Source organism: Nonomuraea sp. CA-143628 (assembly GCF_050942315.1).
Lineage (GTDB): Bacteria > Actinomycetota > Actinomycetes > Streptosporangiales > Streptosporangiaceae > Nonomuraea.
In genome coordinates this window covers 3,039,430-3,063,287 of the sequence record NZ_CP192072.1, presented here as the reverse complement: position 1 = coordinate 3,063,287, position 23,858 = coordinate 3,039,430, and the positions used below count along the sequence as shown (strand labels likewise).

Genomic DNA, 23,858 nt, shown 5'->3' with positions numbered 1-23,858 from the left:
CCGGCCGTCAGTTGTCGTGATAGACCATGGGCCCGACCGCCTTGAACGCCGCCTTGGAGGCATCCTTGAGCCACGGCCGCACGCTGGTGGAGGAGGCGCGGTTCGTGTAGATGGCCATGGTGTGCAGCAAGTATCGGTGGGTGGACCCGACCCACCCCCACGTCTGCGCGCGGTTCCAGGTGCCCGAGTCGCAGAGCCCGGCCCCGGGGCCCTTTCTGGGACACACGACGCCCCAGTCGTCCGCCGCGTAAGCGGTGTCGAGCCTGGAGTACGCGGTCTCGGCCCTGTCCGCGTTCTTCAGCGGAACGACCCAGATGGACACCATGATCCGCCGGTTCGCCGACGCGTGCGGGTTGACGTAGGCACCTGTGACCATCTTGGTGCAGTGCGCTTTACGCAGAGCACTGCGGACATTGCTGTTGTGGTACGAACCCGGGCACTTGTTCACCCCGCTCGCCTTGAGGTTGTAGCGCACGCCCTTGGCGGAGGTGAAGGACTCCGGGAGCAGAGCCGTCGCCGTCAGCGGGGTCGAGTCGGTGCTCGCCCTGTCGAGGTCAGCGGTGCTGAACGGCTCTTCGGTGGGCTCTTCTGTCGGTTTCTCTGTCGGAGACTCTGAAGGCGTCGGGGAGGAGGAGACCGGATAGGGAGAGACCGGATAGGGAGAGACCGGGGAGGGGGAGGAGGTGTAGGAGGGCTCGGCGAGGGTTAACGAGGCGCCGGAGGATGGCGTGTTCGAGGTCAGGCCCTTGAGGGCGGCGTTCACGACCACCAAGACCAGCACCAGGACGAGCACTCCCGCACCGACGACGAGGCCGAGCACCTTGGCCGAGACGGGGCTGCCGCTGGGCCGCGGCGGGATCTGGGGGAAGGGGCCGGGCGCACCAGGGGGGCCGGGAGGAGGTGGCGGCGGCGGTGCCACATCGGTGGGTGCGGTTGAGGCCGACAGCGCGGTCTGCCTCAGCAGCGTGCCCCACTGCGCGAGAGCCGGCCGCTCGGACGGGGGTTGGTGGAGCCCCGCCGCCGCGAGGTCGGCCAGCGCGGGGCTGACCGCGGCCAGCCGGCCGAGGTCCGTGGAGGCCTGGTCGCGGGCGAAGACGCGGACGGTGAGCAGCGCGAACTTGTAGACGTCGCTCTGCGGCGTGCCCGTCTGCTCGTCGGCGGGGATCTGCCAGTCAGGCGTCTCCACCTGAGGTAGTGCCTCCGCCCCGCCCAGCCGCATCGCGTCGCAGTCGATGAGGAAGCACTCCGGCGACCCCTCGGTGGAGAACAGCAGGTTCTTGGGGGACAGGTCGCCCACGACGATGTCCATCGAGTGCAGCCGGGCGAGCGTGTCGGCCAGGTCGGCCAGCAGCAGCAGGCGGTCGCGTTCGCTGACCCGCAGGCCGATCTGGCCGACGTACGCGTCATCGTTGAGCAGGAACTCCATCGTCGTCAGTTTCCGTACGGTGCCCGACAGCGTCCGCAGGTCGAAGGAGAACCTGTGGGGCACGGACCGCATCAGAAATCCGGTGACGGCGCCGTCCGCCTCCACGAGCCCGGCGGGCCAGGCCGTCTTGTCGCACAACCACGCGGCGTCCCATCCCTGAAGCCCGTCGATCAGGTCCGTCATCGCGGTGAGGGCCGTGATGTCGAGCCGGCGCAGAACGTCCGGATCGTACTCCTTGTAGGCGACGTCCCACTGGCGGTTGATCTTGCGGTCGAGCACCTCGTGGACCGTCCCTTGGCCGCCTTGGCCGAGGCGTCGTCCAAGATTGAGGGCGGCGCGGTCCGTACGGCTCATCGGCCCTCGCTCCGCGGCCAGAGGGCGAGCAGGGTCCGGTCGTCGTCGAACGTCTCCCGGGAGAAGTCGAGCAGATGGGCCAGCCACATGGGGGACGGCGGCACGGTCAGGTGCTCGGCGAACAACGCGCCGACCTGGCCCCCGCCGTCGCCGAGCGGATCGCCGAACCCGTCGGTCCCCACCAGCAGGGCCTGGCCGGGCACCAGCTTCCCGGACCACTGCTCCAGCTGCCTCGGCACCCTGGGGAGGGCGAAGACCGAGCCGGCGACCACCTCTCCCTCGGTCTTCAGCGCGAACAGGGGATGGAACCGCGGCCGGACCAGCTCGAGCACCCAGGCGCCCGAGTCGCCGACGCGGAACAGGGACAGCTCGATGCCTTCCGCGCCAGGGCGAGCCGTGCCCGCCACGAGAGTGGTGGCGAGCAGCTCCTCCACCTGCGCCAGGTCCGGATCCTCCTGTCGCAGCAGCGCCGCCGCCTGCCGGTTCAGCGTCTCCACCACGTACGAGACGACTGCCGAAAAATCTAGTGCCGGAAAATCTAGTGCCGAAAAATCGGGGCCAGGACGGCCCTCGTCGAGCTGCGCGAGGATGGCCCAGACCGCCGATCGGCAGGCCTCGGCCGCTCCGACCGTCGCCGCGGTGGCGCTGGACAGCCCGTCGGCCACAGCGAACACCACGGTGCCCGTGCCCTCGTGGAGCACGGCGAAGGTGGCGTCCTGCCGGGGCTGACGGTAGTAGCGGTGCCGTTCGCCCCGCACCGAAGCCCATCGAAGCGTCAGCTCGGCGGTGGACCATCCGTCACATTCGGAGTCGGGGCATGTGCCGCCCACCAGGCGCGGGGGCGCCGGCTCGAACTCCGGGCCGGGGATGTCGATGACGACTCGTCGCCACGGCTGGATGTGGTCGGCCTGCCGTTGCACGTACACGACCTCCTGAGCTCGCGTCGGCGTCAGACCTCGTCGATGGCCAGCCGGAACTGCTCCGGCCGGTTCACCACGAGCGTTGGGTTGCCGTCGGCCATGGCCCGGCCGGACGCGACCAGGCTCGCCGTCAACGCGTGGAAGAACTCCGCGATGGCCTGGCCGATGTTGGCGCTGGGCAGCGCGACGAAGGCGAACTCCTGGCGGGTCGCCACCTGCAGCATCGTGTCGGCCCGCGCCGACCCGATCCCGCAGGCGATGATGTTGGGCGCGAACGGCTGCGTGTTCCGGTCGACGAGAATCCGGTGCGGGTCGTGCCAGTGCCGGCCGTCCGTGGGCTGGCCGTCGCTCAGGAAGAACGCGACCGGACGGTGCACCTTGTAGCCGTCGTTCTTGAGCATCCGCACGTCATAGGGAATGCGCTGCGACAGGTCGGCGAAGGCCGCGCCGTAATTCGTCGCCCCGCGGACCGCGAGCTGCGGCAGCCTCTCGACCATCCGCATGTCGCTCAGCCCTTGCCGCAGCTGCACGTCGTCGGAGAACCCGAGGATCGCGAGCCGCACCTTCGCGGCGATCATCGGCTCGGCGCGTAACCCGTTGCACAGCGCCGCCAGCCCTCCGGACAGATCCTGGTAGTACGGGCCCATCGATGCCGACTCGTCCGCCACCACGTAGGCGGGCAGGAGCACTCCCCGCGTCTCGGCCATCGTGCGCACACCGCCCCTTCGGCTATGCCCTTGTCGGGAGACCCTAGCCTCCTTGTGCTGTCGATCAAAGGCATCGAAGCCAGGATTTGTCGGCATGTTCACCCGCATAACGCTTTCTCGGGTGCCAACTTCGGGGCTTTACGACGGATGGGTGTCCAGGTCGACCAGGTTGCGATCCGGGTCGGCCGGGTCGTACAGCACGCGTACGTGGGTCCGGCCCTGGAGCCGGGGGCTCGGATCATGGCGGAGATAGTCACTGACCGCGGTGTGCGTCCGGCCCGTCTGCTCATCCTGCCACGTCGCATGGACGACGTAGGGGTGCCGGTTGTTCACCCGCACGGTGAAGTCGCGTCCGACATGCTCGATCTCCGCCCACACCGGCCGGCCCTGCTTCCACAACCAGGCTCGCAGCCGAGCCATCCGTCGTCCCTTGACGAACAGCACCGCGCCGATCGGCGTGAACACCACGCCCAGCCCGCCGACGCTCAGCGGAGCGAGGAACGCTGACCAGAACGACGCGATGCGTGCGTCGGACGGGTTGCCCGGGTCGTAGGCGACGGGAACGTTTTCGCCCGTCTCATAGGACGGCGGGTTGCTTCCGGTGGAACTCCGGAACGAGTATCGCCTGCCTTCGACGGTGAACTCCACGGTCGGGTACCACGACATGCGCCTGCGGGTATGGCCGTCGGAACCGCGTGTCGTGGTGTTCCGTGCGGTCATCGCGACCACGGTGCCGTCGGTCCGTTGGGCCGAGGCCATGAAGCTTGCCGTAGATGCGGCCAGCGCCATGCCGACACTGAGCAGCACCAGCCCGATCAGACCGAAGATCCCGCCGATGATGGTGAAGAGCCGTACGCGCCGCATGGGACGAGTCTGCCCGACGCGGGTACCTGTCGGGCCAGGTGCCGGTGGACTTCCGGATCCCGGTAACGTGCTGCTGTGCAGACGGCGTTCGTGCTCGGTGGCGGCGGCGTGCTCGGCGCGCACGAGGTGGGCATGCTCCAGGCGCTCGACGAGGAGGGCATCGTGCCCGACCTCGTGGTCGGCACGTCCGTCGGCGCCCTGAACGGCGTGCTGCTGGCCGCCGATCCCGGCCGCGCGGTGCAGCTGCTGTCGTCGCTGTGGCGGTCCGATGTGGTGCGTACGGCGTTCGCCGGCTCGTGGGTCACCCGGCTGTCCACCTTGGCGAAGACCGGCACCCATCTGCACCCGATCGGGCCGCTTCGAGCGTTGTTGAGCGAGATGCTGCCGGTTTCAGAGATCGAGGACCTGGCGGTGCCGTTCCAGTGCGTGGCGGCCTCGGTGGAGCGGGCCACCGCCCACTGGTTCGACCAGGGGCCGCTGGTCGACGCCGTGCTGGCCTCGTGCGCGGTGCCCGGTCTGCTGCCGCCCGTGTCCATCGGCGGTGAGCACTTCTTCGACGGCGGTCTGGTGCACAGCATCCCCGTCGGCCGGGCCGTGCAACTGGGGGCCAAGCGCGTCTACGTCCTGCACGTCGGGCGGATCGAGCGCCCGCTCACCGTGCCGCGGCGGCCCTGGGAGGTGGGCATGGTGGCCTTCGAGATCGCGCGCAGGCACCGGTTCGCCGAGGAGATGGCCACGCTGCCGCCCGACGTCGAGGTGCACGTGCTGCCCGCCGGAGTGACGCGGCCCCTGTCGAACCTGCGCTACCGCGACCTGTCACAGATCTCCCACTACATCGAACGCGCCTATGACGCATCTTCCCGTTACCTGCGGACAGGAGGACGATGAAGACCTGAACATCCTGGAGGCCGACGTTGTTGCCCCCACGCATCCTGCGACGGCTCATCCTCGCCCCCCTGGTCATCGTGGTGACCGTGGTCGTGCTCATCACGTTGCCGGTGTGGGTCGGAGTGACGTTCGCCGCCTCACTGCGGCTCCCGCCGCCGCAGCGCCGTGGGCTGCGCTTCGTCTGGTTCGGGGTGGCCTGGCTGACGCTGGAGTCGGCGGTGCTCATCGCCTGCCTCGGGCTCTGGGTGGCGGGGGCGTTCGGCCGCGACCGGGATCAGGAGCGGCACTACGCGCTGATCAGGTGGTTCCTGACCAAGGTGTACGGCGCCGCCGTACGGATCTTCCGGCTCACCGTCGACATCCAAGAACCGCCGCTCACCGAGGAGGAGCAGGCCGCCCGCCTGACCCGCCCGGTGATCGTCCTGGCCCGTCACGCGGGTCCCGGCGACTCCTTCCTGCTGATCTACCATCTCCTCGCCCTGTACGGCCGGCGGCCCCGGATCGTGATGAAGGCCGCGCTGCAGTTCGACCCGTCGCTGGACGTGGTGATCAACCGGCTGCCGAACGCCTTCGTGCCCCGCCGCACCGCCGAGAGCGGCATCATCGACGAGATCAGGCGGCTGTCCGCGCCCATGGACGAGGACGACGCGCTGGTGATCTTCCCTGAGGGCGGCAACTTCACCCCGCGCCGCCGTCGGCTGGCGATCCGGCGGCTGGAGGAGAAGGGGCTGAAAGAGGAGGCCTCGCGGGCCCGCGGCATGGACCATCTGCTGCCGCCCCGCCCCGGCGGCGCCATCGCGGCCATCGAGTCCTGCCCGGCGGCCGACGTCATCTTCGTCGCGCACACCGGCCTGGACGACCTCATCACGATGGGCGACGTGTGGCGCAAGCTGCCCGTCAGCGCGCACATCACCGCCAAGTGGTGGCGGGTGCCCGCCTCGCGGATCCCCGTGGCGCGCGAGGCGCGGATCCGCTGGCTGTACGACCAGTGGGAGCTCATCGACGACTGGATCAGCGCCCAGCGGCTCACCCTGCACTAGCCCCCGGCGGCAGCGGCGGGACGGCGGGCGGGCCGTTCTCGATGAGGTCGAGCAGGGCGTCCGTGTCAAGGTGCTGCTCGACCAGGTCCCCGAGCGCGTCCAGGCGGCTCTCGCGCAGCAGGGCGAAGTCGGTGTCCGGCGCCGGGACGAAGGCGCGCCCGGCCCGCTCGGCCACCTCGGTGAGGAAGGCGCGGCGGAAGCCGTCGTTCTCCAGCGCGCCGTGCCAGGTGGTGCCCCACACGTCGCCCACGCGGCAGCCGTCGAGGAACGGCTCGCCGCCTTCGACGGTCGCGACGCCGTGGTGGATCTCGTACGCGCTCACCGGCTGCCCGTAGGCGTGACCGGCCGGGCGGCCAAGCGTCTTGCCCACGGCGAACCGCACCCGGACCGGAAGCAGGCCCAGGCCGTCGACCCGGCCGGCGCCCGACTCGACGTCGTCGTGGATCTCGCGGGCGAGCATCTGGTAACCGCCGCAGATGCCGAGAACGGGCCCGGTACGCCGCTGGACGGCGGTGGCCAGCCCTGTGTCGCGGAGCCAGGCCAGATCGTCCACCGTCGCGCGCGAGCCGGGCAGAACCACCAGGTCGGCGTCGTCGAGCTCCGCCGGGTCGGTCACGAAGCGGACGAGCACCCCCGGCTCGGCGGCCAGGGCGTCGAGGTCGGTGAAGTTGGAGATCCGCGGCAGCTTGACCACCGCCACGCGGAGCGTCTGGTCGCCGTGGGGCCGCAGCGGGGCGATCGAGCGGCTGCCGAGGGCCAGGGAGTCCTCGACGTCCATCCAGAGGCCGTCCAGCCAGGGCAGCACACCGTAGACGCGGCGGCCGGTGAGGCTTCTGAGCTGGTCCAGGCCGGGTTCGAGCAGCTCGACGGCGCCTCGGAACTTGTTCACGACAAATCCGGAAATGAGGGCTTGGTCGGCGGCGTCCAGCAGGCCGACCGTGCCGTAGAAGGCGGCGAAGACGCCGCCGCGGTCGATGTCGCCCACCACGATCACGGGCAGGTCGGCCGCCCTGGCCAGGCCCATGTTGGCGATGTCGCCCCGGCGCAGGTTGATCTCCGCGGGGCTGCCGGCGCCCTCGCAGATGACCACGTCGTACGAGCTTCGCAGCCGGTCGAGCGAGGCCAGCGCGCTCTCGCGGAGCAGGTCCTTGAGCCGGCCGTACTCCATCGCGTCGACGTCGGCCACCGGCTGCCCCATGAGGACCACCTGGCTGCGGCGGTCGCTGCCCGGCTTGAGCAGGATCGGGTTCATGTCGGCGACGGGTTCGAGACCCGCGGCCCGCGCCTGCGCGGCCTGGGCCCGGCCGATCTCGGCGCCGTCGGCGGTGACGTACGAGTTCAGTGACATGTTCTGGGCCTTGAACGGCGCCACGCGGACACCCTTGCGGGCCAGCCAGCGGCAGATCCCGGCGGTGACGACGCTCTTGCCCGCGTCCGATGTGGTGCCCGCGACCAGCAGCGCTCCGCTCTTCATGGCTGACATCGTAGGGCGGTGCTCCCATGTCGGCTCACATCGTGAGCCGGTGCTCCTTCTCGCCGCGCCACTCCACGCTCAGCACCGTGGCGTCGTCCTGGAGACGGCCGTGCTGGTGCGCGAGGATCGACTGGATCAGCCGGCGCAGTGTCTCCGGCGCCGAGACGCCATCGGTTTCGCGGCGCACGACGAAGTCGGTGAACCGCTCAAGCCCGAACATCTCCCCCTCCGGGCTCTGCGCCTCGACGATGCCGTCGGTGTAGAAGAGCAGGCGGTCGCCGGGTTCGAGCTGGTAGTGCTCCAGACCGGCCGACAGGCCCAGCCGGAAGCCCATCGGCGGTGACGGCACCGTCTCCAGGATGGCGACCCGGCGGCCCCGCCGGGTCACCAGCGGCGGGTAGTGCCCGCGGTTGACCCAGGTCAGCTCGCCGGTCTTGAGATTCAGGTCGGCGAGGATGCCCGTGGCGAAGCGGGTCATGTCGAACTGGTCGGCTATCGCCTCGTCGATGGCCTCGCTCGCCGCCAGCAGGCCGGTCCCCCGTCGCCGGTTGTTGCGGCAGGCGCCGACGGCGATCGTCGCGGTCAGCCCGGCGGAGGTGTCGTGCCCCATGGCGTCGAAGATCGACAGGTGCAGCGTGTCTCCGGCGATGGCGAAGTCGAACGCGTCGCCGCCCACGTCGTAGGCGGGCTCCAGGGCGGCGCTGACCACCACCTTGTCGTTGGCGAAGCTGCTGTTGGGCATCAGGTTCCACAGCACCTCGGCCGACAGGGTCATCGACTCCGCGCGCACCAGCGAGGCGTAGGTGTCGCTGATCGAGCGCTTGCTGATCACCATCAGGGAGACCAGGCCCGCCAGCTGCTTGACCAGCGGGTCGGCGGCCTCGTCGCCGGCGGAGACGGTCACCGCCAGCATGCCGATCCGTTCGGTGCCGTCGAGCAGCGGCACCCACAGCCGCCGCCGGTCCTCGTCGGGCGGCGGCTCCGGCTCCCCTTCGACGGCGAGCTTGGCGTGCACGATCTCCACATTGCGATAGGCCCGCCCGGCGAGCGTGGAGTCGATGCGGATCGCCTGCAGCGACTCCCCCGCGGCGTCGCGCTGGCCGGGCAGCGGGACGAGGTACTGCTGCTGCAGGTCGACCACGTAGATCGTGGCGTTGGAGAACCCGGCCGGTTCGGCGTGCGCGGCGACCAGGGCCGGCAGGTCCTCGATCGCGGCCAGGTGGCTCGCGTCCAGCAGGGCGCCCAGCATGGCCTCTCCCTCACCTCGCATAGGCGCGCCTCCTACGTCTCCCCTGAGGCTTCATACCCCGATGAGAGCCCCTAGACCTGCCGTTTCTCCGCGACGGGGAAGAGTCGGCGGCCGCCGCGTACTACGCTGCCAGGCATGCCCCGCGACGCCCTCATGGACTGGCTCACCTCGCGCGCTCCCGAGCAGTTGGCGCTCGTGGCCGATCGCGGCGCGCTGCGCGTTCGCGGTCGTGAGCCGTCGCTGGAGGACTACGCCCGCCTGCTCAACCAGGATCTTGTGGTGTCCCGGCTGGTGAGCTTCTGCACGCTCCCGGAGCTTCAGGTCCTGCGCGCGATCGCCTGGCTGGCCACCCAGCGCTACGGCCCCTTCCCCGACGACTACTGGCGCACCCCCGATCCACGCCCGGTTCCCCGGGCCGAGCTGCTGACCCTCCTGGCAGGGCAGGACCAGGACCTGCGGGCGGAGGCGGACGCCGCCCTGGAACGACTGGCCGAGCAGGCCCTGCTCCAGCCGCCCCATGGCGAGCAGTGCGCGGTGGCGCCCTACGTCCACCGGAACCTGGCGGACGGCATGGGGCTGGGCCGCTCCGTCGCCTACCTCGTCGCCCGCTATTTCAACGCGCCCGAGGTCCATCGGCTGGCCACCGCGCTGGGGCTGGACAAGGCGCCGAGCCGGGAAGCCGCCGAACGCGCCGTCGTGGCCCACCTGACGGATCCGGCACTCCTGCACGCCCTGCTGGACAAGGCGCCCGCCTCGGCGACAGAGCTGCTGGAGCGGCTCACTTACGAGGGGCCCATGGTCGAGGCCCACTGTTTCCACCAGGCGGGGTCGTACGGGAGCAACAAGTACGCCTTCTTCGCCGGCGGGTCGGGGCACGCCGGCGCGGACTGGCTGGCGGCGCGCGGGCTGCTGCTCCCGGCGGGCGTGCCCCACATAGCCGAGCTGCCCGCCGAGGTCGCCATCGCGGTCCGGGGCGAGCTGCGGGCGACGTTCACCCCCTACCCTCCCGAGCCGCACGACCTGGCACGGGCCGAGGGCGTCGAGCCCGCGGCCGCGGCGGCGTTGGGCACGCTCACCTGGCAACTCGAACGGTTGCTCGCCGACTGCGCCGAACAGCCGCTCACCCTCCGCAAATCCGGCGGGGTCGCGGTGCGCGACACCAAACGCCTGGCCAAGGACATCGCCGACCCGGAGACCGTGCGCTTCCTGCTGGAGCTCTGCTTCCGCGCCGGCCTGCTGGGCCTCCTGGCCGAGCCTGCCGAGCCGCCCGCGAACCGCCGCGCCAAGGTGCCGCCGCCCCCTCAGGTCGTCCTGCCCACCACGGCCTATGACCGCTGGCTGTCGCGCACTCCCGCCCAGCGGCTGGTGCCGATCATCGCCGCCTGGACCGTGTGCCGCGACATCCCGCTCTGGTGGCCCGACCCCGACCAGACGCCCGTCGCGCTGGCCGGCCTGGACGACCCGGACGCCGTCAGTCTGCGTTACGCGCTGCTGGAGGCCCTGGGCGCCGCCCCTTCGCTGCGCGCGGCCGACGCGCCGCCGTACCTGGTGCCCGCGGCGACCTGGCACCGCCCCGCACGGATTCCGCGGGGCCCGGCCGGTGCCCAGCGCATCGAGTCCACGCTCCGCGAGGCCGCGCTCCTCGGCGTCATCGGCCAGGGCGCCTTGACCCGGCTCGGCCACACCGTGCTCGATCTACTCCGTACCGGCGAGGCATGGAAGAGCGCGGACGCCGCGCTCGCCCCGGTCCTGACCGAAATACTGCCCGCGCCCAGGACCACGGCCCGCTTCCAGACCGACCTGACCGCCGTGGTGGGCGGCGCCCCTGAGGCGAAACTGGCCGCCCTGCTCAACACGGTCGGCGTGCGCGAATCGGAAGGCCACGCGGTGGTGTGGCGCATCAGCCACGCCTCTGTACGCCACGCCCTCGACTCCGGCCACCAGCCGGCCGCCCTGCTCAACCAGCTCCGGGCCGTGGCGGAGGGCGAGCTGCCGCAGCCGCTGGAATACCTGGTCAAGGACGTCGGACGGACCCATGGGCGGATGCGGGTGGTGAGGTCCGGCTGCTGCATCCGCTCCGACGACGAGGCACTGCTGGCCGAGCTCGTCCACGCCAAGCCGCTGCGCGCGCTCGGCCTGCGATTGATCGCCCCGACCGTGCTGATCAGCGCCAGCCCGGAGCGGGAGACGGTGAGCGCCCTGCGAGCGGCGGGCTACGCCCCGGCCGTGGAGGCCGAGACGGGCGCCACGCTGGTGGAACAGCCCGCCACCCGGCGCGCCCCCGACCCGCGTGGGCGCCGCCGCTAGGACCCGCTAGCCGCGGCCGCCATTCGGCGGACGCCGCGCCGGCCGCTCGCGCTTCGGCAAGGCGTCGTCAGTCCGGGCGCCGAACGCGCTACTCCGGCGGCTGCTGCGGCTGACCGGGCTGTGTCGGCGGCTGGCCGGGTTGTGTCGGCGGTTGCTCGCCCTGCGGTTCGCCTCCTCCGTAGCGGCGCCGAATCTCGTCCGCGCCCTTTTCGACCTGGTCGTCGTACTTGTGGCCGGTCCGCTCCTTGGCGAACTGCTCGGCGCGATCCACTACCTGGTCAGCCTGCTTGGAGTGCCCTCTGGCCAGGTCCTCGGCCTTCTTCAGCCATTCTCCGATGCGGCTCATGAGTGTTCCCCTCCTCGTGCCTTACAGTCGCCCCCTACCCAGAGGCGGCGCGAGGTCACACCGATGACCGCGACATGAGACCTCTCAGGACAAAGGGCATGATGCCGCCGTGCCGGTAGTAGTCGGCTTCGCGCACGGTGTCGAGCCGGACCTTCACCTCGAAGGTGATGTCGTCGGCGGCGACGGTCAGTGTGGGCGGGACCAGGCCGTCGCCGATCGGGCCGAGGCCGCGGATCGTGAAGGTCTCCCGGCCCGTCAGCCCGAGCTCGTCGGCGCCCTGGCCGGGTAGGAACTGCAGCGGGAGGATGCCCATGCCGACCAGGTTCGAGCGGTGGATGCGTTCGTACGACTTGGCGATGACGGCCCGCACGCCCAGCAACGCGGGTCCCTTGGCGGCCCAGTCGCGCGAGGAGCCGGCGCCGTAGCCCTCACCGGCGAGCACCACGGCCGGGACCGACGCCGCCTGGTAGCCGCGGGCGGCGTCGTACACGGTGGTGATCGTGCCGCCGTCGAGGAAGTCCGGGGTGAGCCCGCCTTCGGTGCCAGGGGCCAGCTGGTTGCGCAGCCGTACGTTGGCGAAGGCACCGCGCATCATCACGTCGTGGTTGCCGCGCCTGGAGGCATAGGTGTTGAGCCGGCCACGTGGCACGCCCAGGTCGGTGAGGTAGCGGCCGGCGGGGCTGCCGGGCAGGATGGCGCCGGCGGGTGAGATGTGGTCGGTGGTGATGAAGTCGCCGAGTTTGACCAGTACGCGGGCGTCGGCGATGTCGGTGACGGACGGGGGTTCGAGGGGCATGCCGTCCAGGTAGGGCGCGCGGCGCACGTAGTTGGACGCCGGGTCCCAGGGGAAGGTGGCGGAGCTCCGGGCCTCCAGCCGCTGCCAGCGTTCGTCGCCGTCGAGTACGTCGGCGTAGGCGCGGGTGAACATCGACGGCCGGATCACCTCCTCGACGACGCCGCGCACCTCCTCGGCCGTGGGCCAGACGTCGCGCAGGTAGACGGGCCTGCCGTCGGGGTCCGTGCCGAGGGGTTCGGTGGTGAGGTCGCGGTCCATCGTGCCGGCGATGGCGTAGGCGACGACGAGCGGCGGCGAGGCCAGGTAGTTGGAGCGGACCTCCGGCTGGATGCGGCCCTCGAAGTTGCGGTTGCCCGACAGGACCGCGGCCACGTCGAGGTCGTGCTCGGCCACCGCCCTCGACACCTCCTCGATGAGCGGCCCCGAGGCGCCGATGCAGGTCATGCAGCCGAATCCGGCCAGGTGGAAGCCGAGCTCCTCCAGGGAGGAGGTCAGGCCCGCCTCGCCGTAGTAGTCCATGACGACGCGCGAGCCGGGTGACAGGGTGGTCTTCACCCACGGCTGGGCGCGCAGGCCGCGCCGGACGGCGTTCCTGGCCAGCAGCCCGGCGGCGACCATCACCGAGGGGTTGGAGGTGTTGGTGCAGGAGGTGATCGCGGCGATGGCGACGGCTCCATGGCCGATCTCCTGGCCGCTCCGCTCCAGCCTGGCCCGCGCGGCGGGCCGCGCCTGCGCCCGGAAGGCGGCTTTGGCGGCGTCGAGCGGGACGCGGTCCTGCGGTCTGCGCGGCCCGGCGATGGACGGCACCACGGTGGACAGGTCGAGGTCGAGGTCGGCGGTGTAGGCGGGCGGCGACTGCGGGTGGTGCCACAGGCCCTGCGCCTTGGCGTACGACTCGACGAGGTCCGCGTGTTCGGCGTCGCGGCCGGTGAAGCGCAGGTAGCGGATGGTCTCGGCGTCGATGGGGAACAGCGCGGCGGTGGAGCCGAACTCGGGGCTCATGTTGGAGATCGTCACCCGGTCGGTCACCGGCAGCGCGGTGACGCCCGGCCCGTGGAACTCGACGATCTTGCCGACCACGCCGTGGCGGCGCAGCGACTCGGTGAGGGTCAGGACGAGGTCGGTCGCGGTCGCGGCCGGAGGGAGCGCGCCGTGCAGGCGTACCCCGACCACGTCGGGCACGATGACGGACACCGGCTGGCCGAGCATCGCCGCCTCGGCCTCGATGCCGCCGATCCCCCAGCCCAGCGTGCCGATCCCGTTGACCATGGTGGTGTGCGAGTCGGTGCCCAGGCACAGGTCGGGGAACGCCGCTCCGTCCTGGCGCATCACCACGCGGGCCAGGTGTTCCACGTTGATCTGGTGCATGATGCCCTTGCCCGGCGGCACCACGGTGAAGCCGCGCAGCGACGCCTGCCCCCAGCGCAGGAAGCGGTAGCGCTCGGCGTTGCGCTCGTAGTCCAGCTCGGCGTTGCGGGCCAGAGCGCCCGGGCGGCCGAAGGCATCGGCGATGATCGAGTGGTCGACGACGAGCTCTGCGGGGATGGCCGGGTTGACGCGGTCCGGATCGCCGCCGAGCCGCGCCATCGCGTCACGCATGGCGGCCAGGTCGGCGAGCGCGGGCACGCCGTTGGTGTCGTGCAGGAACACCCGGGAGGGATGCAGGTCCACGGCCGCGGTCCGGTCCGCGCGCGGCTCCCATCCGGTCACGGCCCGCACCTGCTCGGCGGGGGCGCCGTGCCGCAGCAGGTTCTCCAGGACGATGCGCAGGCTGTACGGGAGGCGGGCGGCGTCGCCGACTGAGTGGATGCGGTAGTGGCGGGTTCCCACCGTGAGGATGGAGGTCACGATGCCGGTCCTTGGCGGGATGTCGAGCTGTTGGGCAGCCGGACGCCGCAGGTCTCCGCCAGCCGTTCGAGGCCGCGCAGCGTCCGGTCCGGCAGCACGATTCCGGTGGCCGCGGCCTGCTCCGCGTTGCGGTCCTCGATCTCGCCCGGATAGAAGATCTCCGTGAATCCGGGGGCGAGCGGCACGGCCTTGGTGCGGTCGATCAGGTCGTCGAGCCGCCTGGCGTAGTCGTCCGGGTCGGCCACCGCATCCATTCGCAGCGCGAACAGCAGGTGGCCGCACCCACTGCGCCGGTCGGGTACGTACGGACCGGTCACGTCCGTGGCGTAGGAGCTGCCGGTCAGCACGCCGGACAGCACATCCATCATGAACGAGACCCCGTACCCCTTGTGGCCGGCCATCGGCAGGATGAGCCCGTCGATCGCCTGGCGCGGATCGGTCGTCGGAGTGCCGTCCGCCGCCTGGGCCCAGCCTTCGGGAATGGGCCGCTCCCGCTCCAGCGCGGCGTAGATCTTGCCGCGGGCGACCGTGGTGTTGGCGATGTCGAGCACGACCGGGCCGCGCCGCCCGCCGGGGACCGCTATCGACCAGGGGTTGGCGCCCACGGTCTTCTCCCTGCCGCCCCAGGGCGCCATGGCGGGGCTGCCGTTGGTGGTGAGGATGGCGACGCAGCCCTCGGCGGCCATCATCCGGGTGAAGTACGCGGCGGTGCCGAAGTGGTTGCTGTCGCGCACGGCCACCACGCCGACGCCGTGCTCGCCGGCCCGGCGTACGGCCTCGCGGGCCGCGTACGCGGTCACGACCTGGCCGATCCCGTCCTGACCGTCGAGGACGGCGACGGCCCCGCCGTCGAGCACGGTCGCCACGACGGTCACGGGGCGCATGACGCCCGAGTGGAGGCGGTCGGCGTACCAGCTCAGGCGCAGCATGCCGTGCGAGGGATGTCCCCACATGTCGGCCGTGACGAGGCTGTCGGCCACGAGCGCCGCGTCCTGCTCGGGCACGCCGAGCGAGGTCAGGACCGCGGTCCCGAACGCGACGAGGTCGGACGACCGGATCATGTCGCCTTCCTTGCCGAGGGGCGAGGGGTTCATGCCAGTGCCTCTCGTAGCGCCCGCGCCGCCATGAGCGGCGGGCTGAGCACCGGCACGCCGAGCCGGTCTGCCAGCTCGGCGTGCACGGGGCTGATGGAGTACTGCCCGAGCAGCACCAGCTCGGCCGGGCCGAGGGCGAACTCGGCGGCCCGCACGAGGGCGTCCGCCAGGGCCGGCCAGTCGCGGGCGGTGGCCGCGGCGGCGGCTCCCGGCGCGGCGACCGCGCGCACGCCGACGCCCTCGGCCACGTTCTGGAGCCGCCGTGCCGAATCGGCGGCGGCGGAGTCGAGCGAGCTGAGCACGAGCACCCTGCCCGGGCGGCGCCGCGCGACCTCGGCGAACATCCGCTCGTCGGAGCCCGTGACCGGCACCTCGTACAGCCTCCTGGCCAGCTCGGCGACCGGGCCGTACATCGAGCAGGACAGCAGTACGGCGTCCGCGCCGCCGCGTACCGCGTAGTCGATGAGGGCGAGCATCCGGCGCGTCAGCGCAGGGGTCATTCCCCCCGCCGCGTCCGCCTCCGTCACGAGCCGGTCGTCCATCAGGTGCCAGGCCGCCGCCTCCGGGAATCCTTCGCGCAGGCCCTCGGTGGCCGGTTGGACGGAGGCGGGGGTGGCGTTGACGACCGCGACCGTGAAGGTCATCGCTTGACACCGGCCGCGACGGCCTCGGCGAACGCGCGGGTACCGGCTGTGCCGCTCATGTCACGGGTACGGGTGCCGGACCGGACGGTGTCGGCGACTGCCGCCTCGATCCGCGCGGCGGCCTGGCTCAGGGTGATGTCCTCGTGGCGGGCGCCGAGCCAATCGAGCAACATGGCGCTGGACAGGATCATCGCGATCGGATTGGCCAGGTCCTGCCCGGCGATGTCGGGGGCGGAGCCGTGGGCGGCCTGGGCCATGGCGCGCTCGTGGGAGGCGTTGATGGACGGGGCGATGCCGAGCGACCCGGCGATCTCGCCGGTCAGGTCGGACAGGATGTCGCCGAACATGTTCTCGGTCACGATCACGTCGAAGTCGTCCGCCCGCCGCACCAGGTGCACGGTCATCGCGTCGATGTGGAAGTCGTCCACCGTGACCTGCGGGTAACGGGCGCCCACCTCCTGGCAGACATCGCGGAACAGGCCGGTGGTCAGCTTCAGCACGTTCGCCTTGTGCACGATGGTGAGCTTGCCGCGCCTGCGGGCGGCCAGCTCGAACGCCTCGACCGCGATCCGCTCGACCGCCGGACGGGTGATGATGCCCATGGCGATGGCCACATCAGGGGTGGGCATGAACTCGCCGGTGCCCTTGTAGGTGCTGCGGTCGGCGTAGAAGCCCTGGGTGTTCTCCCGGACGATGACCAGGTCGGTGCCCGGGACGACGGCATCGGCCCCCTCGAACGACTTGGCCGGGCGGATGTTGGCGAACAGGTCGAAATGCTTGCGGATGGTGCCGCTGGGATTGAGGCGGGAGCGGTACGGCTCGGGGTAGGCGGCGCTGTCGTGCGGGCCGAGCAGCCAGGCGTCGAGCCCTTCCAGGGCGGTCAGCGTCGAGTCCGGTATGGGGTCTCCGTGGGTGTCGATGGCCGAGCTGCCCAGCGGCAGCTCCACCCACTCCACGGGGGGCGCGCCCGCTGCGGCGAGCGCGGCGTCCACGACCAGGATCGCGGCGGGGACGATCTCGGGGCCGATGCCGTCGCCTTCGAGTACGCCAAGACGGTAGGAAGTCACAGAGATCCTCACTGTGCGATGGTGATGAGTGCTTCGACGTCCTTGGGAAGGGCGTCGGTGGTCGGGTAGAGCAGGCAGGCGGCGGGCTCGACGACGAGCGTGACCTCGCCGGTCAGCCCCGGACGGGTGGTCTCGGCCTGGATGACGTGGTCGCCCAGGCGCAGGCCGTACTCGTAGCGGGAGCCGATGTAGGAGCTGGTGAGCACCTGGGCGCTGAGCACGTTCACGTCGTCGGGGGGCGTGCGTCCGGCGGACAGGATCTCCAGCCGTTCGGGGCGGATGGCCACGCTGACCGCCTGCCCGGTGGCGGCGGCGCCGGGCGGAACGGCGATGGTCTGGCCGGTGCAGTCCAGTCGCACCTCCGTGGGCGTCGTCATCGTGCCCTTGAGGAAGTTGCACCGGCCGACGAAGGCGGCCACCTCGGCGGTGGCGGGCCTCTCGTAGATCTCCGTGGGCGTGCCGATCTGCACCATGTCGCCCTTGGACATCACCGCGATCCGATCGCTCAGCGCCAGAGCCTCTTCCTGGTCGTGGGTGACGTACACGGTGGTGATGCCGAGCTCCTCCTGCAGCCGCTTGAGCCAGGCGCGGGCCTGCTCGCGCAGCTGCGCGTCGAGGTTGGACAGCGGCTCGTCCAGCAGCAGCACGCTCGGTGAGTAGACCAGGGCGCGGGCGAGCGCGACGCGCTGCTGCTGGCCACCGGACAACTGGTGCGGATAGCGGTCCTTCAGCTCGGCCAGGCCCACCTTGCCCAGGGCCTCGCTGATCAGCTCGTCCTGGCGCCGCCGGTCCACCTTGCGGATCTTCAGCGGCATGGCCAGGTTCTGGGCGACGGTCATGTGCGGCCACAGCGCGTACGACTGGAAGACCATGCCGAGGTTACGGCCCTCCGGCGGGACGAACGTACTGTCGTCGGCGAACACGGCCGAACCCACGGCGATGGTGCCGCCGCTCGGCCGCTCCAGGCCCGCGATGCAGGCCAGTGTGGTGGACTTGCCGCAGCCGCTGGGGCCCAGCAGGGTGAAGAACTCGCCGTCGTTGATGGTGAAGGTGACCTCGCGCAGTACGGCGTTGTCCCCGAATTGCTTGCACAGGCCGTCGACCTTGACCTCAGGCATCGTTGCGTCCTTTAAGGAGTAGTCCGGCGATCCCGACGAAAGCCGCCGTCATGGCGATCTGGAGGCTGGCCAGCGCGGCCACGGAGCCGGTGTTGCCCTGGACCCACAGCTCGAGCATCGTCGTGCCGATGATGTTGGAGTCCGCCGAGCCCAGGAACACCGCGGGCGAGTACTCCTTGAGCAGCGTCACGAACGTCAGGATCAGCGCGCCGGCGAACGCCGGTCGCAGCAGCGCCGCCAGGATGCGGGTGAAGGTGCGCACCCAGTCGGCGCCGGAGACCCGGGCGGCGTTGTCGAGCTCCCGGCCGATCTGCATGACCGACGGCGAGATCGAGCCGAACCCGCTGGGCAGGGCGCGCAGCCCGAAGCCGATGACCAGCGCCCACAGCGTCCCCTGGATGAGCGTGCCCAGGCCGAAGGGGGCGAAGGCCAGCGCCCAGAACAGGCCGATGCCGACGATGATGCCGGGCATCGCCTGCGGCGCGAGCGCCAGATATTCCACCGCGCGGGCGAAGCGGAAGGCCGAGCGCCGCGACACCATCACCGCCAGCAGCGACAACGCGCTCACCAGGACGGCGCCGATCGCGGCCACCAGGAGGCTGTTGACGATCGACTGGACGTACACCGGATAGGTGAAGATCCGCTCGTAGTTGTCGCCGGTGAGGGTCTTGAACGGTGACTGCAGCGGCGTGAAGATCTGCGTGAAGGAGCGGAAGATCAGGCCGCCGATGGGCACCAGGGCGCCCATCACCACATAGAAGCCGATGACGGCCACGCTCACCCACTTCAGCCAGCCCAGGTCCAGGCGGCGCGGCCGGGTGGCCTTCCCGCGTACGGAGACGAACCGCTGGGCGTTCTTCAGCAGCTTGGCCTGCAGGGCCACCAGGCTGATCGTGACCAGCAGGATGATCGCCGACGCCGCGCCGAGCACTCCGTAGTCCGGGCTGATCGACTGCAGGCCGTTGCGGTAGAGGAAGGTCGAGAAGACGTCGATGCCCACCGGCTGGCCGAACAGCAGCGGCACGCTCAACGTCTCGACCGCCATGCTGACCAGCAGGATCGAGCTGTAGACGATGGGCGGGCGCAGCAGCGGCAGGATCACCGAGCGCAGGATGCGCAGCGGCCCGGCCCCGCACACCTGGGCGGCGGCCTCCAGCGAGGCGTCGCTCTGACGCAGGGCGTTGGCGCAGAAGGTGTAGGCGATGGGGGCCAGCGCCACGGCCTCGGTCACCGCCATGCCGGGGATGGAGTACAGGTTCCACGGCAGGAAGCCGAGGGCCCTGCGCACCTCGACGCTGACGAACCCGGCCGGGCCGTACATGGTGATCCAGCCGAAACCGAGGATCAGCGAGGAGATGAAGAACGGCCACTGCATGGCGGCGGCGAACACCCGGCCGCCGGGCAGCTTGGTGCGGACCACCACCACGGCCATCGGCACCGCGATCAGCAGGCTGAGCACGGTGGTGAGCCCGGCGAACAGCGCCGTGTTGAGCACGACGTGGCCGAAGCCCGCCTCGGTGAACAGTCGCGCGTAGTTGCCGGCGCTCAGCACGCCGCCCGCCTCGTACAGGGGCCGGTCCAGGAAGGACTGGTAGAGCGTCGGGACGACCGGTGCCAGCACCAGTACGGCGAGCAGGAGCAGCACGCCGTACTGCAGCCAGCTCTCCCGCGCCAGCCCCAGCGGCCTGCGGTAGCGCGGCGGCGGATGCGCCGTCTGACGCGGCGGGGACAGGGTGGTCACTTTCGCTCCTTTCACGGTCAGCGACCGAGCGGGCCGTTCCACTTGGCGGTGAAGGACTTGACCTGGGCGTCGGGGACTTTCGCGTACTTGGCGACGATGACGTTGGCCTCGCCGACCGACTTCACGAGCTCCTGGTAGGTGTGCAGGCCGTCACCGGCGGGGACCCCGTCGCGATAGGAGGTGAGCCCGCCTTCGGCCACCGCCCGCTGTCCCTCCTGCGACAGGACGAAGTCCACGAACAGCTTCGCAGTCGCCGGGTGCGGCGCCTTGGCGGCGATGCCGATGCCACGCGGCAGCGCGACCGTACCGTCGTCCAGGAAGGAGATCGCCAGCAGGCCGCCGCTCTTGGCCACCACCGGGTAGGCCGGGGCGGCGCTGACGAAGAAGCCGGCCACGTACTCGCCGGAGGTGATCTTCTCCAGCTGGGTACCCGAGGAGGTCTCCGGCCTGGCCAGCGGCAGGATCGACTGCAGCGAGGTCCAGGAGTCGGGCCGGGCCTCGGTGAAGGCGTGCGAGACGGTGAAGCCGAAGGCGCCGCTCACGTCCCTCGTGGTGATCTTGTTCTTGTACTGGGCGGGGTCCTTGGCCAGGATCGCCGCCAGGCTCTTCAGCCCGGTCGGCTTCTCCGGCAGCAACGAGGTGTTGTACGCGATCGACAGCGGGTCCATCGACATCGCGTAGACGTTCGGCAGCAGCTCGGCGAAGTCGGGGAGCTTGCCCTTCTCCGGCGAGGCGTACTCCAGCAGCGTGCCGGGCCGGGCGGCGAAGTCGGCCCACGCCTGGGCGGCGTTCGAGACCGCCAGGTCGGCGGGTGAGTTGCCGGTGGCCTGCTCGCTCAGCAGGCGCTGGAACACCTCGTCGCTGTCCAGATTGTTGGCCGCGATCTTGGTCACCCAGGGGTACTTCTTCTGGAAGTCACGGAAGATCGGCGCCCAGTTCTCCTGGTCGGTGTTGGAGTAGATGGTGAGCGTGCCGCCTTCCTTCTTGGCCGCCTCCACGGTCTGGCTGTAGGCGCTCGGGTAGTACGACGGGACCTGTCCCGCCGCGATCGGGTTGGCCGGCGGGGCCTTCGCCGCCTCGCCGCCACCGCCGCAGGCCGTGAGGAGGCCGAGCGCGAGTACGGCGGCGCCGATGGCGCGGAAGGTGGGGTGGAAGGTGGTCATGTGCTTCCTCCTAGACCAAGCAGGCTGGCCTGCGATGGCGCACACTCTGCTTCGTTATAACCTATGACGTCAACCCCCTGTTTCCGGAATGTAACGTCCTGAGCCGGTACGATGCCTTATAGAGGCCACCCTCAAACCCTGAGATTGCGGGACATCGAGAGCCAAGGCTTGGCATCGAAGAGGGCGAGCGGTGTAGGTTATAACCGTGACCGATGAGACAGGACGGCGATGAGCGAACCAGCGGCCGAGCTCTACTCCACCAAGGCGGACTACGCCTATCTGCGGGTCAAGGAGCGGATCCTGTCCGGCGAGCTGCCGCCCGGCTCCGTCATCGCGCAGGCCAGGCTCGCCCGCGACATCGGCATCAGCACCACTCCCCTGCGTGAGGCCCTGCGCCGGCTCAAGAGCGAGGGCCTGGTGGAGCTGGACGCCCACCGCGACGCCCGCGTCGCTCCGCTGGCCGCGGAAGAGGCCCGCGACCTGCTGGAGATGCGGCGTTCACTCGATCCCCTGGCGGTCGCGCTGGCCGCGGAGCGCCGCACCAAGGCCGACATCGCCGAGATGCGCGCCGCCGCCGAAGGGCTCAAGCCGCTGCCCGGCAACCCCGCCTACGAGCAGCTGGTCGCCCACCGCAGGTTCCACACCGCGCTCTACGCCGCCTCGCACAACGACCTGCTCATTCAGACGCTCGACAGCCTGTGGGACAAGGCCGACCGCTACCGGCGGCTCGCGCTGGAGGTCGAACGCGGCCAGACGGCCCGCGACCGTAAGGCAGCCGAACACGAGGCGCTGCTGGAGTTCGTGATCGCGGGCGACGCCGGCAGCGCCGCCGAAGTCATGCGCGAGCACATCGACACCAGCCTCGGCGCTCAGGCCGCCTGGCGCCTGCGCAAACATTCGCCGGACGACCAGGACGAGGTGGACGCCTGATCTCCCGGGCGACCAGGACGAGCGCCTGAGTCCCGGCCGGTCCGCTCAGCCTCCTAACATACGGCGCATGACCACGCACGGATTCACGCTCACCGCCGAGGGCCCGTTCGACTTCGGTGCCTCGCTGCGCTTCGTCGAGGACTGGCCGGCCACCAGCGCGCTGCCCTCCGACGGGCGGGCGCTGCGCTTCGCCTACTGCGCGGAGTCCGACTGGCTGCCGATCGGCGTGAGCGTGACGGGCGCGCCGGGCGGGGTCGCCGTCGCGACGACGCGGCCCGCGGGGCTGGGCGTCCGTGGCGAGGTGGCGCGGATCCTGTCCCTGGACGTGGACGGCACCGGTTTCGCCCGGCTCGGCGAGGCCGACCCGGTGCTCGGCGACCTACAGCGGGCCCGGCCCGGCCTGCGGCCGGTGTGCTTCTGGAGCCCGTGGGAGGCGGCGTGCTGGGCGGTGATCGTACAGCGCTCGTCGATGCTCATCGCCGCCCGCCTCAAGCAGCGCATCGCGGAGCGGTACGGCGCGAAGGTCACCCTGGACGGACAGGTGTACCCGGCATTTCCCCCGCCCGTGACACTGCTGGAGGCCGGTGGCCTGGGCCTGCCCGCGCAGAAGGAGGAGTGGGTGCGCGGGCTGGCGCGCGCGGCGCTCGACGGCCTGCTCACCACCGAGCACCTGCGCTCGCTCGCCCCGGAGGAGGCCCTGTCCGAGCTGCGGGCCCTGCCCGGTGTGGGGCCGTTCTCCGCGGGTCTCATCCTCATTCGCGGCGCGGGCGCGCCGGACGCGTTCCCGGGCGACGAGCCGCGCCTGTTCGCGATCCTGCGTGAGGCGTACGGCCTGCCGGAGGACGCGCCGCCGAGTGCGTACCGGAAGCTGGCCGAGGCGTGGCGGCCCTACCGCTCCTGGGCCTCCTTCCTGTTCCGGGCCTCCACCTACGGCGTCATGGACGATCGGGATTGAGCGCCGTCCCTGGTCTGCTCGGGTGAAGGTCTAGAGCGCGGAATCCGGGGCAGTCCGAGGGTCTTTGACGACTCTCGGGAGAATCCATGAGCGAAGCTGAGGCGATGGCACGCCGGGCGGCAGACAGCCCGGCTATGGACAAGCTCGCGCGGGTTGGGCTGGTTTGTCGTGGCGTGCTCTATGGGCTGATCGGGGTGCTGGCGATCCAGATCGCGTTCGGCGGCGGCGGGAAGCAGGCCGACAAGAACGGGGCGATCAGTACGGTGGCCGCGCTGCCGTTCGGGGCCGTGCTCTTATGGATCATGGTCGTCGGGTTCGCCGCGCTGGCCCTGTGGCAGGCGTCCGAGGCGATCTTCGGCGCCCACAAGCTCAAGGACCGGGTCGAGCCGGCCAGCCGGACCGTGGTCTACGTGGTCATCTGCGCCGCGCTGCTGACCATGTTGCTGACCGGCAAGACCGGGTCCGATGACAAACGGTCCCAGGACCTGACGGGCAAGCTGCTCGCGCTGCCGGCCGGGCAGGTCATCGTGGGCCTGGTCGGGCTCGGCATCGTCGCGCTCGGCGTCTACTGGGTGCGGTACGGCATCAAGAAGGAGTTCCGCAAGCAGCTCAGGCCGATGCCGCCGCGAGCCGGCGCGGTGATGAACCGGCTGGGACTCGCGGGGTACATCGCGCGCGGCCTGATCGCCGGCTTGGCCGGGGTCTTCGTGATCCAGGCGGCCATCACCTTCGACCCCGACAAGGCCGGGGGCATCGACGCGACGCTCAGGGCGTTCGCCGACACCCCGGCGGGGCCCTGGCTGCTGGCGGTGGTGGCGCTGGGGTTGCTGCTGTTCGCCCTGTACTGCTTGGGAGAGGCCCGCTGGCGGCGTACCTGATTCGGACGCAGGTCGATCCGCCATGGTGGCATGCCCTGTGATTGGCTGA

Annotated in this window: 20 protein-coding genes; 6 read left to right on the top strand and 14 right to left on the bottom strand. The window is 71.0% G+C overall.

What is annotated here, in order from left to right:
• Positions 1 to 7 precede the first annotated feature (7 nt).
• From ACQP2T_RS14365 to ACQP2T_RS14350, 4 genes are all read right to left on the bottom strand, one after another.
• A complete protein-coding gene (locus tag ACQP2T_RS14365; protein WP_433516647.1) occupies positions 8 to 1,780 on the bottom strand; it encodes a hypothetical protein in 1,773 nt (590 codons plus the stop codon).
• Positions 1,777 to 2,706, bottom strand: coding sequence for a protein phosphatase 2C domain-containing protein (locus tag ACQP2T_RS14360; protein WP_433516646.1), 930 nt, complete (start codon positions 2,704 to 2,706; stop codon positions 1,777 to 1,779). Before ACQP2T_RS14360 ends, ACQP2T_RS14365 begins: the two co-directional genes overlap by 4 nt.
• A gap of 23 nt (positions 2,707 to 2,729) precedes the next feature.
• Positions 2,730 to 3,407 (bottom strand): vWA domain-containing protein, encoded by a 678-nt coding sequence (locus ACQP2T_RS14355; protein WP_433519773.1) that lies wholly within the window; start codon positions 3,405 to 3,407, stop codon positions 2,730 to 2,732.
• 138 nt (positions 3,408 to 3,545) lie between these two features.
• Positions 3,546 to 4,271 carry a DUF3592 domain-containing protein gene (locus ACQP2T_RS14350; RefSeq protein WP_433516645.1) on the bottom strand — a complete coding sequence of 242 codons (726 nt, stop codon included), beginning with the start codon at positions 4,269 to 4,271 and terminating at the stop codon, positions 3,546 to 3,548.
• A gap of 75 nt (positions 4,272 to 4,346) precedes the next feature.
• On the opposite strand from ACQP2T_RS14350, the gene ACQP2T_RS14345 reads away from it, so the two are divergent.
• Positions 4,347 to 5,159 (top strand): patatin-like phospholipase family protein, encoded by an 813-nt coding sequence (locus tag ACQP2T_RS14345; RefSeq protein WP_433516644.1) that lies wholly within the window; start codon positions 4,347 to 4,349, stop codon positions 5,157 to 5,159.
• Positions 5,160 to 5,188: 29 nt separating this feature from the next.
• Positions 5,189 to 6,199, top strand: coding sequence for a 1-acyl-sn-glycerol-3-phosphate acyltransferase (locus tag ACQP2T_RS14340; RefSeq protein WP_433516643.1), 1,011 nt, complete (start codon positions 5,189 to 5,191; stop codon positions 6,197 to 6,199).
• Here ACQP2T_RS14340 and ACQP2T_RS14335 read toward each other — a convergent pair.
• Together ACQP2T_RS14335 and ACQP2T_RS14330 are read right to left on the bottom strand one after the other, a co-directional pair.
• A complete protein-coding gene (locus ACQP2T_RS14335) occupies positions 6,186 to 7,673 on the bottom strand; it encodes a cobyric acid synthase (protein ID WP_433516642.1) in 1,488 nt (495 codons plus the stop codon). The genes ACQP2T_RS14340 and ACQP2T_RS14335 overlap by 14 nt on opposite strands.
• A 34-nt stretch (positions 7,674 to 7,707) precedes the next feature.
• Positions 7,708 to 8,943: a PP2C family protein-serine/threonine phosphatase gene (locus tag ACQP2T_RS14330; protein ID WP_433516641.1), complete on the bottom strand. Its 1,236-nt coding sequence runs from the start codon at positions 8,941 to 8,943 to the stop codon at positions 7,708 to 7,710.
• Positions 8,944 to 9,057: 114 nt separating this feature from the next.
• On the opposite strand from ACQP2T_RS14330, the gene ACQP2T_RS14325 reads away from it, so the two are divergent.
• On the top strand, positions 9,058 to 11,229 hold the full coding sequence (locus tag ACQP2T_RS14325; RefSeq protein ID WP_433516640.1) for a helicase-associated domain-containing protein: 2,172 nt from the start codon (positions 9,058 to 9,060) through the stop codon (positions 11,227 to 11,229).
• Between the two features lie 88 nt (positions 11,230 to 11,317).
• Here ACQP2T_RS14325 and ACQP2T_RS14320 read toward each other — a convergent pair whose 3' ends face one another.
• Genes ACQP2T_RS14320 through ACQP2T_RS14285 form a run of 8 tightly spaced genes read right to left on the bottom strand, consistent with a single transcriptional unit; the run spans position 11,318 to position 21,046 of the window.
• Positions 11,318 to 11,575, bottom strand: coding sequence for an antitoxin (locus tag ACQP2T_RS14320; protein WP_433516639.1), 258 nt, complete (start codon positions 11,573 to 11,575; stop codon positions 11,318 to 11,320).
• Positions 11,576 to 11,630: 55 nt separating this feature from the next.
• The gene (gene acnA, locus ACQP2T_RS14315; RefSeq protein WP_433516638.1) at positions 11,631 to 14,219 is read right to left on the bottom strand and encodes an aconitate hydratase AcnA; all 2,589 of its coding nucleotides are present in this window, start codon (positions 14,217 to 14,219) and stop codon (positions 11,631 to 11,633) included.
• Positions 14,216 to 15,313 carry an Ldh family oxidoreductase gene (locus ACQP2T_RS14310; RefSeq protein WP_433516637.1) on the bottom strand — a complete coding sequence of 366 codons (1,098 nt, stop codon included), beginning with the start codon at positions 15,311 to 15,313 and terminating at the stop codon, positions 14,216 to 14,218. The genes acnA and ACQP2T_RS14310 overlap by 4 nt, the downstream gene beginning before the upstream one ends.
• Positions 15,310 to 15,957: an aspartate/glutamate racemase family protein gene (locus tag ACQP2T_RS14305; protein WP_433516636.1), complete on the bottom strand. Its 648-nt coding sequence runs from the start codon at positions 15,955 to 15,957 to the stop codon at positions 15,310 to 15,312. The genes ACQP2T_RS14310 and ACQP2T_RS14305 overlap by 4 nt, the downstream gene beginning before the upstream one ends.
• The gene (locus ACQP2T_RS14300; RefSeq protein WP_433516635.1) at positions 15,954 to 17,036 is read right to left on the bottom strand and encodes an isocitrate/isopropylmalate dehydrogenase family protein; all 1,083 of its coding nucleotides are present in this window, start codon (positions 17,034 to 17,036) and stop codon (positions 15,954 to 15,956) included. The genes ACQP2T_RS14305 and ACQP2T_RS14300 overlap by 4 nt, the downstream gene beginning before the upstream one ends.
• Positions 17,033 to 18,142 carry an ABC transporter ATP-binding protein gene (locus ACQP2T_RS14295; protein ID WP_433516634.1) on the bottom strand — a complete coding sequence of 370 codons (1,110 nt, stop codon included), beginning with the start codon at positions 18,140 to 18,142 and terminating at the stop codon, positions 17,033 to 17,035. Before ACQP2T_RS14295 ends, ACQP2T_RS14300 begins: the two co-directional genes overlap by 4 nt.
• Positions 18,135 to 19,883 (bottom strand): ABC transporter permease, encoded by a 1,749-nt coding sequence (locus ACQP2T_RS14290; RefSeq protein ID WP_433516633.1) that lies wholly within the window; start codon positions 19,881 to 19,883, stop codon positions 18,135 to 18,137. The genes ACQP2T_RS14295 and ACQP2T_RS14290 overlap by 8 nt, the downstream gene beginning before the upstream one ends.
• 17 nt (positions 19,884 to 19,900) lie before the next feature.
• Positions 19,901 to 21,046, bottom strand: a complete 1,146-nt coding sequence (locus ACQP2T_RS14285) for an ABC transporter substrate-binding protein (RefSeq protein ID WP_433516632.1) — start codon at positions 21,044 to 21,046, stop codon at positions 19,901 to 19,903.
• A 228-nt stretch (positions 21,047 to 21,274) separates the two neighbouring features.
• On the opposite strand from ACQP2T_RS14285, the gene ACQP2T_RS14280 reads away from it, so the two are divergent.
• The 3 genes from ACQP2T_RS14280 to ACQP2T_RS14270 all read left to right on the top strand — a co-directional run bounded on the left by ACQP2T_RS14280 (position 21,275) and on the right by ACQP2T_RS14270 (position 23,809).
• A complete protein-coding gene (locus tag ACQP2T_RS14280; protein ID WP_433516631.1) occupies positions 21,275 to 21,976 on the top strand; it encodes a GntR family transcriptional regulator in 702 nt (233 codons plus the stop codon).
• 67 nt (positions 21,977 to 22,043) lie between these two features.
• Positions 22,044 to 22,931: a DNA-3-methyladenine glycosylase family protein gene (locus tag ACQP2T_RS14275; RefSeq protein WP_433516630.1), complete on the top strand. Its 888-nt coding sequence runs from the start codon at positions 22,044 to 22,046 to the stop codon at positions 22,929 to 22,931.
• A gap of 86 nt (positions 22,932 to 23,017) precedes the next feature.
• On the top strand, positions 23,018 to 23,809 hold the full coding sequence (locus tag ACQP2T_RS14270) for a DUF1206 domain-containing protein (protein WP_433516629.1): 792 nt from the start codon (positions 23,018 to 23,020) through the stop codon (positions 23,807 to 23,809).
• Positions 23,810 to 23,858 lie beyond the last annotated feature (49 nt).

Excerpts from the sequence above, each read along its gene's own strand:
- ACQP2T_RS14365 (WP_433516647.1), bottom strand. The coding sequence starts at position 1,780 with ATGAGCCGTACGGACCGCGCCGCCCTCAATCTTGGACGACGCCTCGGC.
- ACQP2T_RS14355 (WP_433519773.1), bottom strand. The coding sequence starts at position 3,407 with ATGGCCGAGACGCGGGGAGTGCTCCTGCCCGCCTACGTGGTGGCGGAC.
- ACQP2T_RS14350 (WP_433516645.1), bottom strand. The coding sequence starts at position 4,271 with ATGCGGCGCGTACGGCTCTTCACCATCATCGGCGGGATCTTCGGTCTG.
- ACQP2T_RS14335 (WP_433516642.1), bottom strand. The coding sequence starts at position 7,673 with ATGAAGAGCGGAGCGCTGCTGGTCGCGGGCACCACATCGGACGCGGGC.
- ACQP2T_RS14330 (WP_433516641.1), bottom strand. The coding sequence starts at position 8,943 with ATGCGAGGTGAGGGAGAGGCCATGCTGGGCGCCCTGCTGGACGCGAGC.
- ACQP2T_RS14325 (WP_433516640.1), top strand. The coding sequence starts at position 9,058 with ATGCCCCGCGACGCCCTCATGGACTGGCTCACCTCGCGCGCTCCCGAG.
- ACQP2T_RS14320 (WP_433516639.1), bottom strand. The coding sequence starts at position 11,575 with ATGAGCCGCATCGGAGAATGGCTGAAGAAGGCCGAGGACCTGGCCAGA.
- ACQP2T_RS14310 (WP_433516637.1), bottom strand. The coding sequence starts at position 15,313 with ATGAACCCCTCGCCCCTCGGCAAGGAAGGCGACATGATCCGGTCGTCC.
- ACQP2T_RS14305 (WP_433516636.1), bottom strand. The coding sequence starts at position 15,957 with ATGACCTTCACGGTCGCGGTCGTCAACGCCACCCCCGCCTCCGTCCAA.
- ACQP2T_RS14295 (WP_433516634.1), bottom strand. The coding sequence starts at position 18,142 with ATGCCTGAGGTCAAGGTCGACGGCCTGTGCAAGCAATTCGGGGACAAC.
- ACQP2T_RS14285 (WP_433516632.1), bottom strand. The coding sequence starts at position 21,046 with ATGACCACCTTCCACCCCACCTTCCGCGCCATCGGCGCCGCCGTACTC.
- ACQP2T_RS14280 (WP_433516631.1), top strand. The coding sequence starts at position 21,275 with ATGAGCGAACCAGCGGCCGAGCTCTACTCCACCAAGGCGGACTACGCC.
- ACQP2T_RS14275 (WP_433516630.1), top strand. The coding sequence starts at position 22,044 with ATGACCACGCACGGATTCACGCTCACCGCCGAGGGCCCGTTCGACTTC.
- ACQP2T_RS14270 (WP_433516629.1), top strand. The coding sequence starts at position 23,018 with ATGAGCGAAGCTGAGGCGATGGCACGCCGGGCGGCAGACAGCCCGGCT.